Origin of the sequence: Curtobacterium sp. WHRI 8282 (genome assembly GCF_040223925.2) — a bacterium.
GTDB classification, from domain to species: Bacteria; Actinomycetota; Actinomycetes; order Actinomycetales; family Microbacteriaceae; genus Curtobacterium; species Curtobacterium flaccumfaciens.
The window spans coordinates 58,946-74,191 of sequence record NZ_JBEHCD020000001.1; the positions used below are offsets into that span (position 1 = coordinate 58,946).

Below are 15,246 nucleotides of genomic sequence, written 5' to 3' on the forward strand. Positions count from 1 at the left end.
CGTGGGTCACGTCAGCCTAACCGTCCGGGCCGTCGGCGTGTTCGTCAGCTGGGCATCCGCTGCATCGAGTTGTGCACAACTGGGTTGCGTGACAGTGTGGACTCATGCCCGTGACCGACGAGATGGTGTGCTTCTCCCTCTACGCGGCGTCCCGCGCCACCACGCAGGCGTACCGCACGATGCTCGAACCCTGGGGCCTAACGTACCCGCAGTACCTCGTGCTCGTGACCCTGTGGGTCGAGGGCGACCAGACCGTCTCCGGCCTCGGCGAACACCTGCAGCTCGACTCCGGCACCCTCTCGCCACTGCTCCGCCGCATGGAGCAGAGCGACCTGGTCCGCCGCGAGCGCCGCAGCACCGACGAGCGCGTCGTCACGGTGACCGTCGGTGACCGCGGCCGCGAACTGCGGTCCGAGCTGAGCGGCATCCCCGCGCGGATCGCCGCAGGCATGGGCCTGGCCGACGAACGCGCGGCCGCCGAGCTCATCGCGACGCTGCACCGGCTGACCGAGACGATGCACGCGGCAGCCGACCCCGCCGGTGCCGTCTCGCGCTGAGCGACACCGCACGCCCCCGTGCGCCCGTGAACTGTCGCTGAGCGCGAGAGCACGCCGCACACCCCCGAACTTCACGATCCGCCCCACAAGGAAGGAACACCATGGAAGCCCTCTACACCGCCGAGGCCCTGGCCACCGGCGAAGGCCGCAACGGCCACGTCGCCACGAGCGACGGCACGGTCGAGTTCGACCTCGCCATCCCCAAGGAGATGGGTGGCTCCGGCAACGGCGCCAACCCCGAGCAGCTCTTCGCCGCCGGCTACGCCGCCTGCTTCCACTCCGCACTGCAGGGCGTCGCCCGCAGCCAGAAGGTGAAGATCACCGACTCGTCCGTCGGCGGTCGCGTGTCGATCGGCCCGAACGGCAACGGTGGCTACCAGCTCGCCGTCATGCTCGAGGTCGTCATCCCCGGCCTGGAGCACGACCAGGCCCAGGCCCTCGCCGACGCGGCCCACCAGGTCTGCCCGTACTCGAACGCGACCCGCGGCAACATCGACGTCACCATCGTCGTCTCGGAGGACTGACCCATGAGCACCACCACCCCCACCACCATGCGCGCCGTCGTCCACGAGACGTTCGCCGAGCCCGCCGACGTCCTCGAGGTGCAGGAGCGCCCCGTCCCGACGCCCGGCGCCGGCGAGGTCCTCGTCCGCACGGTCCTCTCCCCCATCCACAACCACGACCTGTGGACCGTCCGCGGCACCTACGGCTTCAAGCCGGAGCTCCCCGCCGCCTCGGGCACCGAGGCACTCGGCGTCGTCGAGGCCCTCGGCGAGGGCGTCACGAACCTGCAGGTCGGCCAGCGCGTCGCCGGCGGTGCCTTCGGCGTCTGGGCCGAGTACTACACCGCCAACGCCGCCGGGCTCGTCCCGGTGCCGGACGCGATGACCGACGAGGCCGCCGCCCAGCTCGTCTCGATGCCGTTCAGCGCCATCAGCCTGCTGCACTCGCTCGACCTGCACGAGGGCGACTGGATCATCCAGAACGCCGCCAACGGTGCGGTCGGTCGCATGGTCGCCCAGCTCGGTGCCGCCCGCGGCATCAACGTGATCGGACTCGTCCGTCGCGCCGCGGGTGTCGACGAGCTCCGCGAGCAGGGCATCGAGCGCATCGTCGCCACCGACGCCGACGACTGGCAGGACCAGGTCGCCGCGATCACCGGTGGCGCCCCGATCATCGCCGGCGTCGAGTCGGTCGGTGGCAAGGCCGCCGGCGACATCGCCTCCGTGCTGGGCGAGAACGCCACCCTCGTCGTCTTCGGCGCGATGGCGTCGCCGACGCTCGAGATCCCGTCGGGCAAGGTCATCTTCGGCCAGCTCACCGTGAAGGGCTTCTGGGGCTCCGTCGTCAGCAAGACGATGCCGGCCGAGACGAAGGGGCAGCTCTTCGGTGAGCTCATCACCCGCGTGCTCGACGGCTCGCTGACGCTCCCCGTCGCCGAGACCTTCGCCTTCGAGCAGGTCCGCGACGCCGTGCGCGCCAGCGACACCGCCGGCCGCGTCGGCAAGGTGCTCCTGCGCCCGTAGCGCGCCCACAGAACAGACGGGAGGCCCGGTGCCAGCTGGCACCGGGCCTCCCGTCCGTTCACTGGTCCGTCACATGGCCTCCTTGATGCCCCGACGCACCAGCCACACGTTCACGGGGTACGAGCAGACGAAGCCGGCCACCATCGCCAGCTGCATCGCCACCCAGAACTCCGGCGAGAAGACGCTCGCGCGCCCGCCGACGAGTGCCGGGAACACGACGAGCTGCCACACCGCCATCAGGCCGTACATGCCCACCTGCCACGCGATGATCGACAGCGTGTCGGCCTTGAGCGCGGCGACGAGCCCGGCCCGGACGCCGAGGCCCCGCATCGGCGCGATGGCGAAGTACTGGAACACGATGCCGAGCACGAACGCGATGACGAAGTCGACGATCCACCCGGCGATCATCCGGTCCTGGTAGAGCGCGCCCAGGCCGACCGCCACCCCGAGCGCCGGGAACGCCGCGAGCCCGAACTCGCCGATGAGGTCGCCGAGGGCGCAGCCGGCCCCGCAGTGGCTCGTGTCGATCGCTGTGCCCGCCCACCGTCCGTGGCCGGGCGCCGTCGCCCGCCCACGACGCAGGTAGAAGACGAGCCACACGACGCTGCCGAAGAGCATCGTGAGCGGCCACACGAAGGCCATGACGCGCATCTGCGGCGGCCGACGCACCACGTCGACCGCCACGAACACGGCACAGCCCACGGCGACCACGAGCAGCGCGGAGCACACCACGTTCAGGGCGGCCGGGAAGTCCTGCAGCACCAGTTCCGTCACGCCTCCATGCAACCAACCGGGCGACGACGGTGGATCCAGTGAGCAGAAGACGCCGGGTGCCCTGGGGCGACCCGACGTCTCCTGCGCACTCGGTGCAGCGCGGTGCGGACTAGCGGCGCGACGCCTTCACGGGGACGGTGAAGATGTTGCCGGTGGTGACGCCCTCTTCGACCTCTTCGAGGGTGCGACCGCGGCTCTCCGGCACGAACTTCCAGATGAAGAGCAGCGCCAGCAGTCCGACGACCCCGAACCCGAAGAAGGTCCCGGTGATGCCGGTCGCGGCAACGATCGTCGGGAAGTACAGCCCGAGGAACGCGTTCGCGATCCAGAGGCAGAACACCGAGATGCCCATGCCGAGCGCACGGATCTGGGTCGGGAAGATCTCGGACAGCACGACCCAGACCGCGATGTTGAGGAAGGTCTGCATCGAACCGACGAACGCGACGACCAGGAACAGGATGACCCACGGACGGGCCGGGTTGCCCTCGGGCAGCGCCACCGACGCGATGCCGATGAGGAAGTGGCAGATCGTCGTCAGCGTGAACCCGAGGATCAGCGTCGTACGGCGGTTGATCTTCTCCATGTTGTACAGCGCGATGACGCCACCGATCACGGCGATCACGCCGGGGGCGATGTTCGCGATGAGGGCTGCCGACGCCTGGAACCCGGACTCGATGAGCACGGTCTGGCCGTAGTACATGATCGAGTTGATGCCGGTGAGCTGCTGCGCGACGCCGAGCCCGGCACCGATGAGCACGATGCGGATGAGCCACTTGTTCCCGCGCAGCGTGTGCCAACCGCTGACGCGCTCGACCTTCGCTTCGAGGTCGTTGCTCCGCTTGATGTCGTCGAGCTCGGCGCGGGCCCGATCGGTGGTCCGGACCTGCTCGAGGACCGAGAGCGCCTCGTCGTAGCGGTCCTTCGACGCGAGCCACCGCGGCGACTCCGGCACCCGGAGCATCCCGACGAACAGCGCGATCGCGGGGAGCGCACAGACGGCCAGCATGACGCGCCACACGCCGTTGCCCTCACCCCACACGTTGCCGATGATCGCGTTGACCACGAACGCGGCGAGCTGACCGATCACGATCATGAGCTCGTTGCGGCCGGACAGCGACCCGCGGATCTCGTACGGCGCGAGTTCGGCGAGGAACACCGGCACCACCGTGGACGCGCCACCCACCGCGAGGCCGAGGAGCACACGACCGACGACGATGACCTCGAACGTCGGCGCGAACACGCAGATCAGCGTGCCGACGAAGAACGTGACGGCGAGCAGGATGATGGTCTTGCGACGACCCCAGCCGTCGGCGATGCGGCCGCCGAGCATGGCGCCGATCGCGGCGCCGAAGAGCAGCGAGCTGGTGACCACGCCCTCGGTGAAGTTCGTGAGGCCGAGCTCCGCCTTCATCGGGTTCAGGGCACCGTTGATGACACCGGTGTCGTACCCGAAGAGCAACCCGCCGAACGTGGCGACGAGGGCCAGCACGCCGAGTCGTCGGCGGTGCGGCCCGGTCCCCAACGGGGGCAGTGCGACAGTCGGGGCTGTCGGTTTGATGTCGACCATTCGGTGACTCCTTCGTCGGTGATCGCGCTTCATCGCGTGGACCGATCGTAACCCGATTCCATGTCCTGTCAATTGGACATTCTGTCGTCAGGTCGTTTGGATCGGTCCACAGAAGGCCTGATGAGGACGGGAGCGGTCCAATCTGCGGATCAGGTTCAGCGCTCGTCGTCGACGGGGCCCTCGCCCAGGACGTCCCCCAACGAGGCCATGTCGGCACCGTGGTCGGTGTAGCGGCGCACGGTCCGTCGGGCGGCAGCACTCGCTGCGCCGGACAGGGCAGGGTTGCGTCGGGCGGCGTCGGCGACGCGTCCGGCGTGCCCCGCGGTGGAGAGCAGCACGTTCGCGAGCGCTCGGGCGTCACCGCGCTCGGGGACCCCGGTCACGGTCCAGGCCGTGCGGACCTGGGCGTCGGGGGTGACGCCACGACGGGTGCCCATCCGGTGCCAGTCCGACAGCACGCCCTCGGTGCGTGAGGCCGCGCGGTCCGCCTCGCCTGCGCGTCGGCGTGCGGCGTCGCGGGCGTCGGACTCGGCGTCCGCACCCTCGACCGTGTCGTACCGGTCGGTGAGCCCGTCAGCCCGTCGTCGGACGCTGTCGGCCCGTTCACGCGCTGCGGCGTCGTCACCACCGGCCGCTGCGATGCGGGCGGCGTGCGCGGCGGCAGCCGCGGCGAGGATCTCCGAACGCTCCATGCCCTCGACCGTAGCCGCTCCGACCGACACCGGCGGACCGTCCGGCGCGGTGACGGGGCGCGGCGGCAGGCGCGTTTCGCGCTGGGCGACACCTCACGGGCCAGCGCGCGCGTGAGGCGTCGCTGACCGCGAAACCGGCCCGGCGTCCGCCCCGCGGCCAGCGCACGCACACAAACGGACGGGAGGCCCGTGGCGGATCCGCCACGGGCCTCCCGTCCGTCAGGTGGGGGCGTGCGCTACTTCCGCAGCTCCAGGTACTTCGCGATGAGCGCCTTGGTCGACGGGTCCTGCGCGTCGAGCGCGGCCTGGTCACCCTCGACGGCCGGCGTGACCTGCAGCGCCAGCTGCTTGCCGAGCTCAACACCCCACTGGTCGAACGAGTCGATGCCCCAGATCGTGCCCTCGGTGAACACGATGTGCTCGTACAGGGCGATGAGCTGGCCGAGGACGCTCGGGGTGAGCTCCGGCGCGATGATCGACGTGGTCGGCTTGTTGCCGGGGAACGTGCGCGCCGCGACGATGCCTTCGTCCGTGGTGCCCTCGGCGCGGACCTCGTCGGCGCTCTTGCCGAACGCGAGCGCCTTGGTCTGCGCGAAGAAGTTCGCCAGGAACAGCGTGTGCACGTCGGTGCCGGGCGCGACACCCTTGCCGTCGCCGGTCTCGTCCTTCAGCGGGCGGGCCGGGTTGGCGACCGTGATGAAGTCGGCCGGGATCAGGCGGGTGCCCTGGTGGATGAGCTGGTAGAACGCGTGCTGGCCGTTCGTGCCGGGCTCACCCCAGAAGACCTCGCCGGTCTCGGTGGTGACGGGCGAGCCGTCCCAGCGGACGCGCTTGCCGTTCGACTCCATCGTGAGCTGCTGCAGGTACGCGGCGAAGCGGTGCAGGTACTGCGTGTACGGCAGGACCGCGTGGCTCTGCGCACCGAGGAAGTTCGTGTACCAGACGTTGAGCAGGCCCATCAGGACGGGGACGTTCTGCTCGAGCGGCGTGGTGCGGACGTGCTCGTCGATGGCGTGGAAGCCGGCGAGGAACTGCTCCCAGTTCTCCTTGCCGATGGCGATGACGACGCTCGTGCCGATGGCCGAGTCGACCGAGTAGCGGCCGCCCACCCAGTCCCAGAAGCCGAAGGCGTTCTCGGGGTCGATGCCGAACGCCTCGACCTTGTCGAGCGCGGTGGAGACGGCGACGAAGTGCTTGGCGACGGCGTTCTTCTTCTCGTCCTCGGCGGCGTCGGTCAGCCCGAGCTTCTCCCACAGCCACTGGCGGGCGAGGCGCGCGTTCGTCAGGGTCTCGAGCGTGCCGAAGGTCTTCGACGCGACGATGAAGAGCGTGGTCTCGGGGTCCAGGTCCGCGGTCTTCTCGTAGATGTCAGCCGGGTCGATGTTCGAGACGAAGCGGGCCTCGAGGCCTGGCTGGACGTAGGGCTTGAGTGCCTCGTAGACCATGACCGGGCCGAGGTCGGAGCCACCGATGCCGATGTTGACGACGGTCTCGATGCGCTTGCCGGTGACACCGGTCCAGGCGCCGCTGCGGACCTGCTCGGCGAAGCCGTAGACCTTGTCGAGCGTGGCGTGCACGTCGGCGTCGACGTCCTGGCCGTCGACGGTCAGGGGTGCCGCCGGCACGAGGCCCTCGGTCGCCTTCGGGCGGCGGAGCGCGGTGTGCAGCACGGCGCGGTCCTCGGTGACGTTGATGTGCTCACCGGCGAGCATCGCCTGGAAGCGTTCGGCGACGCCGGTGTCCTTCGCGACCTGCAGCAGCGCGGCGAGGATCTCGTCGGTCACCAGGCCCTTGGACAGGTCGACGGTCAGGTCGGCCGCCTGGAAGGTGTACTGCTCGGCACGACCGGGGTCGCTGTCGAACCACCCTCGCAGGTCCGGGGTGAAGCCGGCAGCGATGCTGTCGAGCTTCTTCCAGCCTTCGGTCGATGTGGGGTCGACGGGAGCGGATTCGGTCACTTCGGTCCTCCTGGGGATCACGTTCAAGACGTACAGCCCGCGGGTCACGCAGCGCTGCGTCGCGGACCGTCTTCGAGCGTAGTGCGCTCCGGCAGGTGGTGCGCACAGTCGGCCGGGAGGCGCGGCTCGCGTTCGCTGCGCGCGTCACGCCTCCCGGCCGGTCGCGTTCAGGGCAGCGGCCGGCCTGCCGGGTTCACGGCTGCGGTCGGCTCGCCGGGTTCACGGCTGCGCCGCGAAGCGACGCAGGCGCAGGCTGTTCGTCACGACGAAGACCGACGAGAACGCCATCGCCGCACCGGCGAGCACCGGGTTGAGCAGCCCCGCCATCGCGAGCGGGATCGCCGCGACGTTGTACGCGAACGCCCAGAACAGGTTGCCCTTGATGACGCCGAGCGTCGCGCGCGACAACCGGATGGCGTCGGCGACCACGGTGAGCCGGCCGCTCACCACCGTGATGTCGCTCGCCGCGATGGCCGCATCGGTGCCGGCCCCCATGGCGATGCCGAGGTCGGCCGCGGCCAGCGCCGCTGCGTCGTTCACGCCGTCGCCGACCATCGCGACGCTCCGCCCCTCGGACTGCAGTCGGCGGACGGTCTCGAGCTTCGACGCCGGGGTCGCGCGAGCGTGCACCTCGTCGATGCCGACACGGGCGGCGACCGCTCGTGCGGCACCGTCGTTGTCGCCGGTGAGCAGCACCGGGTGCAGGCCGAGGGCCCGGAAGCGGGCGATCGCGTCGGCAGCCTCGGGCTTCACCGTGTCGCCGACGACGACCACGCCGAGGGCCGTGCCGTTCCGGGCGAAGACGACCGCCGTGCCCCCGTCGGCCTCGGCACGGTCGACGGCGTCGGACAGCACCGGGGGCAGGGTGATCGACCACGAGTCGGCGAGCCAGCGGGTCGTGCCGACCACGACGACGTCGCCGTCCACGACGGCCTGCACACCGGCGCCGGCGGTCGCGGTGAACTGCTCGGCCTCGGGCAGGTCGACACCTCGGGCACGGGCCGCGGTGGTGACGGCGCGGGCGACGGGGTGTTCGGAGCCGTCCTCGACCGCGGCGGCGAGCCGGAGCACGGTGTCCTCGGTCTCGTCGACGGCGGTGACCGACCGCAGGGTCATCGACCCCGTGGTGACGGTGCCGGTCTTGTCGAGCACGACGGTGTCGACGCCGCGGGTGCGCTCGAGCACCTGCGGACCGCCGATCAGGATGCCGAGCTGGGAGCCTCGGCCGGTCCCGACCAGCAGGGCGGTGGGCGTGGCGAGCCCGAGGGCGCACGGGCAGGCGATGATCAGGGTGGCGACGGCAGCGGTGAAGGCCGCGGTGACCGAGCCGCCGAACACGAGCCAGCCGACGAAGGCCAGCACGGCGAGCGCGATGACGATCGGCACGAAGACCCCCGACACGCGGTCGGCCAGGCGCTGGACCTCGGCCTTGCCGGTCTGGGCGTCCTCGACCAGGCGCCCCATCCGGGCGAGCTCGGTGTCGGCGCCGACGCGGGTGATCGCGACGACGAGCCGGCCGCCGACGTTGATCGTCGCGCCGGTGACCCGGTCGCCCGGGCCGACCTCGACCGGCACGGACTCACCGGTGAGCATGCTGAGGTCGACGGCCGAAGAGCCGTCCTGCACCAGGCCGTCGCTCGGGATCCGTTCGCCGGGTCGCACCACGACGACGTCACCCACGACGAGGGACGAGGCCGGCACGCGGTGTTCGCCGCCGTCGCGCAGGACGGTGGCGTCCTTCGCACCGAGTTCGAGCAGTGCCCGGAGCGCGGCGCCGGACTGCGTCTTCGCGCGGGCCTCCATGTACCGGCCGGCGAGGATGAACACCGTCACGGCCGTCGCGACCTCGAGGTACAGGTCGGCGGCCTCGGGGTCCGTGGCGAACCACGAGAACGTCATGTGCATGCCGGTCGTGCCGGCGTCGCCGAAGAACAGGGCGTACAGCGACCACCCGAAGGCAGCGAGGACGCCGACGCTCACCAGGGTGTCCATGGTGGCGGCACCGTGCCGGGCGTTGACCCACGCGGCACGGTGGAACGGGAGCGCGCCCCAGACCGCGACGGGCGCGGCGAGCGTCAGGGCGAGCCACTGCCAGTTCGGGAACTGCAGGGCCGGCACCATCGAGAGCACCACGACGGGCACCGCGAGCACGGCCGACACGATCAAACGCCGGCGCAGCGGGCCGGTCGGGTCCTCGTCCACCGCGGGGTCGGCGTCAGCAGCGGCGGGCGGTGCCGGCACCGTGGCGCCGTACCCGGCCGACTCCACCGCGGCGATGAGCGCCTCGGGGTCGGCGGTACCGTCCGCGGCGACCTGCACCTGCGCCTTCTCGGTGGCGTAGTTGACCGTGGCGGTGACCCCGGGCAGCTTGCCGAGCTTCCGCTCGATGCGGTTCGCGCACGAGGCGCAGGTCATCCCGGTGATGTCGAGTTCGACGGTGCGGTCGGTCACGAGCGCACGACCTCGTACCCCGCCTCGACGACGGCGGCGCGGAGGGCGTCCGCGTCGACGGGTGCCGCGGAGCTGACGGTGACCTCGGACGATCCGCCGGGGACGAGTCGGACGTCGACGCCCGACACCCCGTCGACCTCGGTGAGTTCCTCGGTGATGCTCATCACGCAGTGGTCGCAGGTCATGCCCTCGACGAGCAGCGTTTCGGTGGTCATGGTGTCTCCTTCTCGGTGGTGGTCGTCAGGGTCAGGAGCGGACGAGCCGGGCGATCGCCTGGCTGGCCTCGCGCACCTTCTCGTCGGCGGCGTCCCCGCCCTCGGCGACGGCCTCGGCGACGCAGTGCGCCAGGTGGTCCTCGAGCAGCGACAGCGCGACGCGTTCGAGCGCCCGGTTCGCCGCCGAGATCTGGGTCAGGACGTCGATGCAGTACGTCTCGTCCTCGACCATCCGCGCGATGCCGCGCACCTGCCCCTCGGCGCGACGGAGTCGCTTGAGCAGGTCGTCCTTGTCGCCGATGTACCCGACGTGTTCGCGCATGTCCGCCTCCACCGTTCTCAATACGGTACCCCCCTAGGGTATTCCGATCCCGCCCGAGCGCAACCGGTGGCATGATCGGCGCATGGACCCCTCGACGACGAACGGATTCCGCCGGCTGCGGTTCTCCGACGGGGAGGGCTCCGACTACTCCGAGATCTTCGAGGCCGAGTACGGCGGCTCGGACTTCGCCTCCGAGACCTTCGCCACCGACGACACACGGTACGAGTACACGGTCGTGGGCGACGACGACCTGTCGCTGCGCACCATGCGTGCCGAGGGCGGCCGGCGGGGCGGGGTCATCGGCGTGCGGGACGACCACGTGGTGTTCTGGCTGACCAAGGGCCGGCTCGAGATGCACTTCGCCGACCGCACCCGCGTCGTCGAGCCGGGCAGCCCGTACATCGCCTCGGCGTCCGAGGCCTACCGGTTCGAGTCCGACGGCACGGTCTACAACGGCGTGCACGTGTCCGACCGGTTCCTGCGCAGCGTCGGCCGTGACCTCGGCTACCGCCTGCCCGACGGCCCACTGCTGTTCGACCAGCAGGACGAGGTCGTCGCCCGGCGCGAACCGCTGCGGCACCTGATCCGTGAACTCGGGCCGGCCCTGGTCGACGACCGCGTGCTCGGACCGATGCGGACCGCCCTGAACCGCCGGCTGGCCGTCGTCATCCTCGACACGTTCCCCATCCGCAACCGGGGTGACGACGTGCCCGTGGCGAACCGGCTCCGCGACGCGATCCGGTTCATCGAGCTGCACGCCGCCGAACGCCCAACGGTCCCCACGATCGCCGCCGCGTGCGGACTGAGCCAGCGCGGGCTGCAGGACGTCTTCGCCCGGACGCTCGACACCACTCCGCACCGCTTCCTGCGCGACCACCGCCTGGACCGTGTGCGCGAGGAGCTGCTCCGCGCGGACCGGGGTGGCCCGGTCGCCCCGGCGGACTGTCCGCTCGTGTCCTCCGGCATCGCCGCGATCGCCCGTCGCTGGGGCTTCACCAACCCGGGCCGGTTCGCCGAGACCTACCGCGACCGGTTCGGTGAGGACCCGGCCGTGACGAAGCGCGCGTCGCTGGCTGCGCAGCCGGAGGCCGGCAAGGCGTCGTGGCGTGTCCGCCGTGCGGTGTCGTACATCCAACAGCACCTCGACGACCCGCTCACGCTCGACGACATCGCGGCTGCCGCAGGGGTGCTCCCCCGACGCCTGCAGCAGCTCTTCCGCGAGGAGCGCGGCGAGTCGCCGATGGCCTGCGTGCGCGCCATGCGGGCCGCTGCAGAACGCAACGACGCGGCCGGAAACGGCTGAAAAGCCCGACTGAACAGGCCGGGGGTACAGGCGGATCCCCGGTTTTCCGGGGATGCCTGGAGATCACCCGAATCCGAGAAGTCGTGTGTGACGAATCTCTTCCACAGCCCGTCTCATCCGTGAACAGCAACCGCTGGGAACGCCCGGCGGGTCAACGGAAGGAACGAACATGGCTGACACCATCACCCCCACCCCGGCCACCACGGCGACCCGTGCCACCTCGCACGCCGGCACCAGCGGCGTCACCGGCAAGACCGTCATCGACGACACCGTCGTGTCGAAGGTCGCCGGCATCGCCGCCCGCGAGGTCAACGGCGTGCACTCCCTCGGCAACGGCGCAGCCCGTGCCATCGGTGCCATCCGCGACGCCATCGGCCAGCGCGACTTCGGTCAGGGCGTCAAGGTCGAGGTCGGCGAGAAGCAGGTCGCCGCGGACATCGTGATCGTCGCCGAGTACCCGGTGTCGCTCCAGCAGGTCGCCGACGGCGTCCGTTCCGGTGTCGCCCGTGCCCTCGAGCAGATCGTCGGCATGGAGGTCGCCGAGGTCAACGTCACCGTCCAGGACGTCTACATCCCGGGCGACGACGACGACAACGACGACGAGAAGAAGGAAGCCCGAGTCGCATGAGCAACACGCTGATCGGCGCCCTCATCGGCGCAGTCCTCGCCGTCGTGGCACTGCAGTTCGGGTTCTGGGGCTTCGTGCTCGTGATCGTGTTCGGTGCGATCGGGGCCCTCGTGGCCGCCCTCGCCACCGGTCGCATCGACCGCGGTGCCCTGACCGACGTGCTGACCGGACGCCGGAGCTCCCGGTGAACGCCGGCCCGGACGTCCCGGGCCGCGTCGAGATCACCGCACGCGCGCTCACCTCGCTGGCGCGGGCCGTCGCAGCCGAAGGGCTCGGCGCCCCCGCCAAGCGGGTGCGCGTCGGACTCGGCGACGCGTCGGGAGCACTGTCGCTCGACATCACCGGGCCGATCGCCGCGAGCGACGACATCGTCTCCGGGTCGATCCGGATCGCGGAGCAGGTCAAGGGCCGCGTGAGCGACCTGACCGGGCGCCGCGTCGGCAGTGCCCACATCGAACTCACCGGGATCGTGCGCGAGCACGAGTCCCGTGCCCGCTAGGAGGCCATCATGAGCAACGGTTCCGTCGAACGACGCATCCGTCGTCGGAGCGTGCACCGCTCCCGCTCCACAGCAGTGGCGGTGGCACTCGTGGTGCTCGCCCTGGTGGCCGCCTGGATCGGCACCGAGGCGGTGCTCAGCGCCATCGGACGCCCGCCGGTCGTAGCCGATCCCCAGACCGTGGTCGACACGGCGCTCCGTCCGGACGCCGCGTTCGTCACCATCGTCGAGGTCATCGCGGGTGTGCTCGTTGTCCTCGGCGTCGTGCTGGTCGTCCTGGCGCTCAAGCCCGGCCGCCAGCACCGATCGGTCGTCGAACACGAGCGCGGAGCGGTCGTCATCGACGCCCGCATCGTCGCCTCCACCGCGGCGAACGCTGCAGGCATGGCGGCCGGTGTCCCCGAGGGGAACGCCTCCGCCACGGCCCGTGGCCGTTCCACCGAGGTCCGGATCGTCCCCGTCACCGGTGTGCCGGTCGACGAGGCGAGCGTCCGCGCCGCCGTCGTGGAGCGTCTGAGCGGTCTCGACGAGCGCTTCGGCCGACGCGTCCGCGTCCGGGTCGAGGAGAAGGGAACCCTCGCATGACCAAGAGCAACCGGACCCTCAACCGGATCATCCTGTTCGTCCTCGGCCTCGTCGCCGTGGTCGTCGGGATCGCGATGGGCGCGGGTGCGCTGCCCGCCGTCCAGGACGCCGTCAAGCCGTACGTCGACCTCCCCCGCAGCCTCGACGTCCCCGCGTCCGCGCTGTGGATCGTCGCCGGGGCCGCGGCCCTCGTGATCGTCCTGTCGCTCGTGTGGGTGTTCACCCGCGGTGGTGGCGGCACGTCCGTCGCCGTCCGGGAGCACTCGGGCGACGACGCCGTCACGATCAACGTCGCACTCGTCCGGGACGTCCTCGAGCACGAACTCGCGGGTGTCCGCGACGTGGTCGGCTCCCGTGTCGACACCTACCTCGTCCGCCGGCAGCGCGCCGCACGGATCCGTGTCGCGGTCCGCCGCGGCGGGGACGCCGTCACCGTGCTCGACGCCGTCGACCGAGCCGTCGCGGTCCTCGACCGCACCCTCGGCCGTCCGGTCCCGGTGCTCGTGCACCTGACCGGCGGTACCCGCTCCGCGCTCGCGAAGTCGACCCGCGTCCACTGACACCCGTCAGCCGGACGTACCCCGGGCCTCCCGGCCCACCACCACACCACCGGGCGCACCGCCCACTCACGAAAGGACCCGTCATGGGACTCGACGACAAGATCAAGAACGCCGCCCAGGACCTCGCCGGCAAGGCGAAGGAAGCCGTCGGCAACCTGACCAACGACGACTCCAAGGTCGCCGAAGGCAAGAAGGACCAGGCCGCCGCGAGCGCGAAGCAGACCGGCGAGGACGTCAAGGACGTCTTCAAGAAGTAGGTCGCACGAACCGTGTCGGGGCACTCGCGCAGTCGGGTGCCCCGATGCGTTCCGGCGGAACCCGAACGAGGAGAGAACCATGCAGCACGACCCGAACGCGCACACGCAGGTCACCGAGGTGGCACTGCCCGCGGAGCTCACGGAGCCGTTGCCCGACGACGCGAGCACCGTCACGATCGTCGCCCGGACGGCAGCGGAGACCGCACTCGGCGTACCCGGCGTGCACCACCTCGGCGGGATCGCCGCCCGTGCAGCCGACCAGCTCCGCAAGCAGCTCGGCCGGAGCGCCGGCGCCGCCGGCGTGCAGGTCGACGAGGACGACGGCGCGCTCGGTGTGCAGGTCTCCATCGTCGTCAGCTACCCGGAGCCGGTGCTGCACGTCGCCGACGAGGTGCGGAAGCAGGTGACCGCCGCGACGCGGCAGCTGTCCGAGCTCCCGACGAGCGTGGACGTCCGCGTCCTCGACGTGCACGGTCCGTTCGACGACGAGCAGTCGCCGCTCGGCCGCGCGACCGAGGTCGCGACCGACGCCGTCGAGCAGGCTGCCGAGACCACGGCGGACGCGACCAAGCGTGCTGCCGCAGCGACCGCCGACGTGACGAAGCGCGCAGCGGACGCCACCGCCGATGCCTCGAAGCGCGCTGCCGACGCCACCGCCGAGACCACGAAGCGCGTCGTCGAGAGCGCCACCGACACCACCGAGGACGTGCGTGACGCCGCCGCCGAGTCGCTCGCACGGGCGTCGGAGCAGGCCGCCGACGCCGCGGCCGACGCAGCCGACGCCGCTGAGGACGCCGCATCCGCTGCCGCCGATTCCGCCGACGCGGCCGAGACCGCTGCGGCCGAGACCGACGCAGCACGGCACCGCCGAGAGCAGCCGTGACCACCGCCTGGTCCGGGAACCGCCGGGCGAAGCTCCGTCGCCCCCGGCCACGCGGCGTCTGGATCGCCTCGGGCATCGGCGTGGTCCTGGTCCTCGGCACCGCACTGGGGGCGTTCCTGCCCCTCGTCGGGTTCCTCGGCGGCGTCACGGCGACCACCTCGGGACTCGTGCCGTTCCCGTTCGTGCGGGTGGCACTGATCACGATCGCGGGGTCGTTGGTCGTCCTCGCGCTGCTCGTCCTCGCCTTCACCCGACGGCACACCGCGACCGCAGCCTCGGCCGTCGTGCTCGCCGTCCTCGTGGCCGTCGCCGTCACGATCGTCCCGATCGTCCTCGTCGCCATCGGGTCCGCCGACCGCGCCGGTGACGTCTGGCCGATCGTCGCCGAGCTCTGGAACCGCTTCACCGGCTGACGCGCCGACACCGCTGACGCCTCCGGCGCATCACACATGGATCACGACACGGACGA

Annotated in this window: 19 protein-coding genes; 12 read left to right on the forward strand and 7 right to left on the reverse strand. The window is 71.2% G+C overall.

Going from position 1 to position 15,246, the window contains the following annotated elements:
- Positions 1 to 104: 104 nt before the first annotated feature.
- The 3 genes from ABRP24_RS00250 (at position 105) to ABRP24_RS00260 (ending at position 2,083) form a co-directional block, all read left to right on the forward strand.
- The gene (locus tag ABRP24_RS00250; RefSeq protein ID WP_181440215.1) at positions 105 to 557 is read left to right on the forward strand and encodes a MarR family winged helix-turn-helix transcriptional regulator; all 453 of its coding nucleotides are present in this window, start codon (positions 105 to 107) and stop codon (positions 555 to 557) included.
- A 101-nt stretch (positions 558 to 658) separates the two neighbouring features.
- On the forward strand, positions 659 to 1,081 hold the full coding sequence (locus ABRP24_RS00255; protein ID WP_027466009.1) for an organic hydroperoxide resistance protein: 423 nt from the start codon (positions 659 to 661) through the stop codon (positions 1,079 to 1,081).
- Positions 1,082 to 1,108: 27 nt separating this feature from the next.
- Positions 1,109 to 2,083 carry a zinc-binding dehydrogenase gene (locus ABRP24_RS00260; protein WP_071406109.1) on the forward strand — a complete coding sequence of 325 codons (975 nt, stop codon included), beginning with the start codon at positions 1,109 to 1,111 and terminating at the stop codon, positions 2,081 to 2,083.
- Between the two features lie 69 nt (positions 2,084 to 2,152).
- Here ABRP24_RS00260 and ABRP24_RS00265 read toward each other — a convergent pair whose 3' ends face one another.
- The 7 genes from ABRP24_RS00265 to ABRP24_RS00295 form a co-directional block, all read right to left on the reverse strand.
- Entirely contained in the window at positions 2,153 to 2,857 is a 705-nt protein-coding gene (locus ABRP24_RS00265; RefSeq protein WP_266062304.1) for a DUF4396 domain-containing protein, read from the reverse strand.
- Between the two features lie 109 nt (positions 2,858 to 2,966).
- Positions 2,967 to 4,424 carry a sugar porter family MFS transporter gene (locus tag ABRP24_RS00270; protein ID WP_051596822.1) on the reverse strand — a complete coding sequence of 486 codons (1,458 nt, stop codon included), beginning with the start codon at positions 4,422 to 4,424 and terminating at the stop codon, positions 2,967 to 2,969.
- 155 nt (positions 4,425 to 4,579) lie between these two features.
- Positions 4,580 to 5,116 (reverse strand): hypothetical protein, encoded by a 537-nt coding sequence (locus ABRP24_RS00275; RefSeq protein WP_027466005.1) that lies wholly within the window; start codon positions 5,114 to 5,116, stop codon positions 4,580 to 4,582.
- Between the two features lie 236 nt (positions 5,117 to 5,352).
- Positions 5,353 to 7,074, reverse strand: coding sequence for a glucose-6-phosphate isomerase (gene pgi / locus ABRP24_RS00280; protein WP_301565848.1), 1,722 nt, complete (start codon positions 7,072 to 7,074; stop codon positions 5,353 to 5,355).
- Positions 7,075 to 7,293: 219 nt separating this feature from the next.
- On the reverse strand, positions 7,294 to 9,525 hold the full coding sequence (locus tag ABRP24_RS00285; protein ID WP_349849661.1) for a heavy metal translocating P-type ATPase: 2,232 nt from the start codon (positions 9,523 to 9,525) through the stop codon (positions 7,294 to 7,296).
- Positions 9,522 to 9,740: a heavy-metal-associated domain-containing protein gene (locus tag ABRP24_RS00290; RefSeq protein WP_232750579.1), complete on the reverse strand. Its 219-nt coding sequence runs from the start codon at positions 9,738 to 9,740 to the stop codon at positions 9,522 to 9,524. Before ABRP24_RS00290 ends, ABRP24_RS00285 begins: the two co-directional genes overlap by 4 nt.
- Positions 9,741 to 9,771: 31 nt before the next feature.
- Positions 9,772 to 10,062, reverse strand: coding sequence for a metal-sensitive transcriptional regulator (locus tag ABRP24_RS00295; RefSeq protein WP_214558922.1), 291 nt, complete (start codon positions 10,060 to 10,062; stop codon positions 9,772 to 9,774).
- Between the two features lie 82 nt (positions 10,063 to 10,144).
- Here ABRP24_RS00295 and ABRP24_RS00300 point away from each other — a divergent pair, with 82 nt between their 5' ends.
- The 9 genes from ABRP24_RS00300 (at position 10,145) to ABRP24_RS00340 (ending at position 15,190) form a co-directional block, all read left to right on the forward strand.
- A complete protein-coding gene (locus ABRP24_RS00300; protein ID WP_027466000.1) occupies positions 10,145 to 11,365 on the forward strand; it encodes an AraC family transcriptional regulator in 1,221 nt (406 codons plus the stop codon).
- 169 nt (positions 11,366 to 11,534) lie between these two features.
- Positions 11,535 to 11,993 (forward strand): Asp23/Gls24 family envelope stress response protein, encoded by a 459-nt coding sequence (locus tag ABRP24_RS00305; protein WP_071246093.1) that lies wholly within the window; start codon positions 11,535 to 11,537, stop codon positions 11,991 to 11,993.
- Positions 11,990 to 12,181, forward strand: coding sequence for a DUF2273 domain-containing protein (locus ABRP24_RS00310; RefSeq protein ID WP_017885412.1), 192 nt, complete (start codon positions 11,990 to 11,992; stop codon positions 12,179 to 12,181). The genes ABRP24_RS00305 and ABRP24_RS00310 overlap by 4 nt, the downstream gene beginning before the upstream one ends.
- Entirely contained in the window at positions 12,178 to 12,492 is a 315-nt protein-coding gene (locus ABRP24_RS00315; RefSeq protein ID WP_035808748.1) for a hypothetical protein, read from the forward strand. Before ABRP24_RS00310 ends, ABRP24_RS00315 begins: the two co-directional genes overlap by 4 nt.
- Before the next feature lie 9 nt (positions 12,493 to 12,501).
- A complete protein-coding gene (locus ABRP24_RS00320) occupies positions 12,502 to 13,077 on the forward strand; it encodes a hypothetical protein (RefSeq protein ID WP_349849656.1) in 576 nt (191 codons plus the stop codon).
- Positions 13,074 to 13,637, forward strand: coding sequence for a hypothetical protein (locus ABRP24_RS00325; protein ID WP_349849654.1), 564 nt, complete (start codon positions 13,074 to 13,076; stop codon positions 13,635 to 13,637). The genes ABRP24_RS00320 and ABRP24_RS00325 overlap by 4 nt, the downstream gene beginning before the upstream one ends.
- An 83-nt stretch (positions 13,638 to 13,720) precedes the next feature.
- The gene (locus ABRP24_RS00330) at positions 13,721 to 13,894 is read left to right on the forward strand and encodes a CsbD family protein (protein WP_071246087.1); all 174 of its coding nucleotides are present in this window, start codon (positions 13,721 to 13,723) and stop codon (positions 13,892 to 13,894) included.
- 79 nt (positions 13,895 to 13,973) lie between these two features.
- Positions 13,974 to 14,777: an Asp23/Gls24 family envelope stress response protein gene (locus tag ABRP24_RS00335; protein WP_051596821.1), complete on the forward strand. Its 804-nt coding sequence runs from the start codon at positions 13,974 to 13,976 to the stop codon at positions 14,775 to 14,777.
- Positions 14,774 to 15,190 (forward strand): MFS transporter permease, encoded by a 417-nt coding sequence (locus ABRP24_RS00340; protein ID WP_301565853.1) that lies wholly within the window; start codon positions 14,774 to 14,776, stop codon positions 15,188 to 15,190. Before ABRP24_RS00335 ends, ABRP24_RS00340 begins: the two co-directional genes overlap by 4 nt.
- Positions 15,191 to 15,246 lie beyond the last annotated feature (56 nt).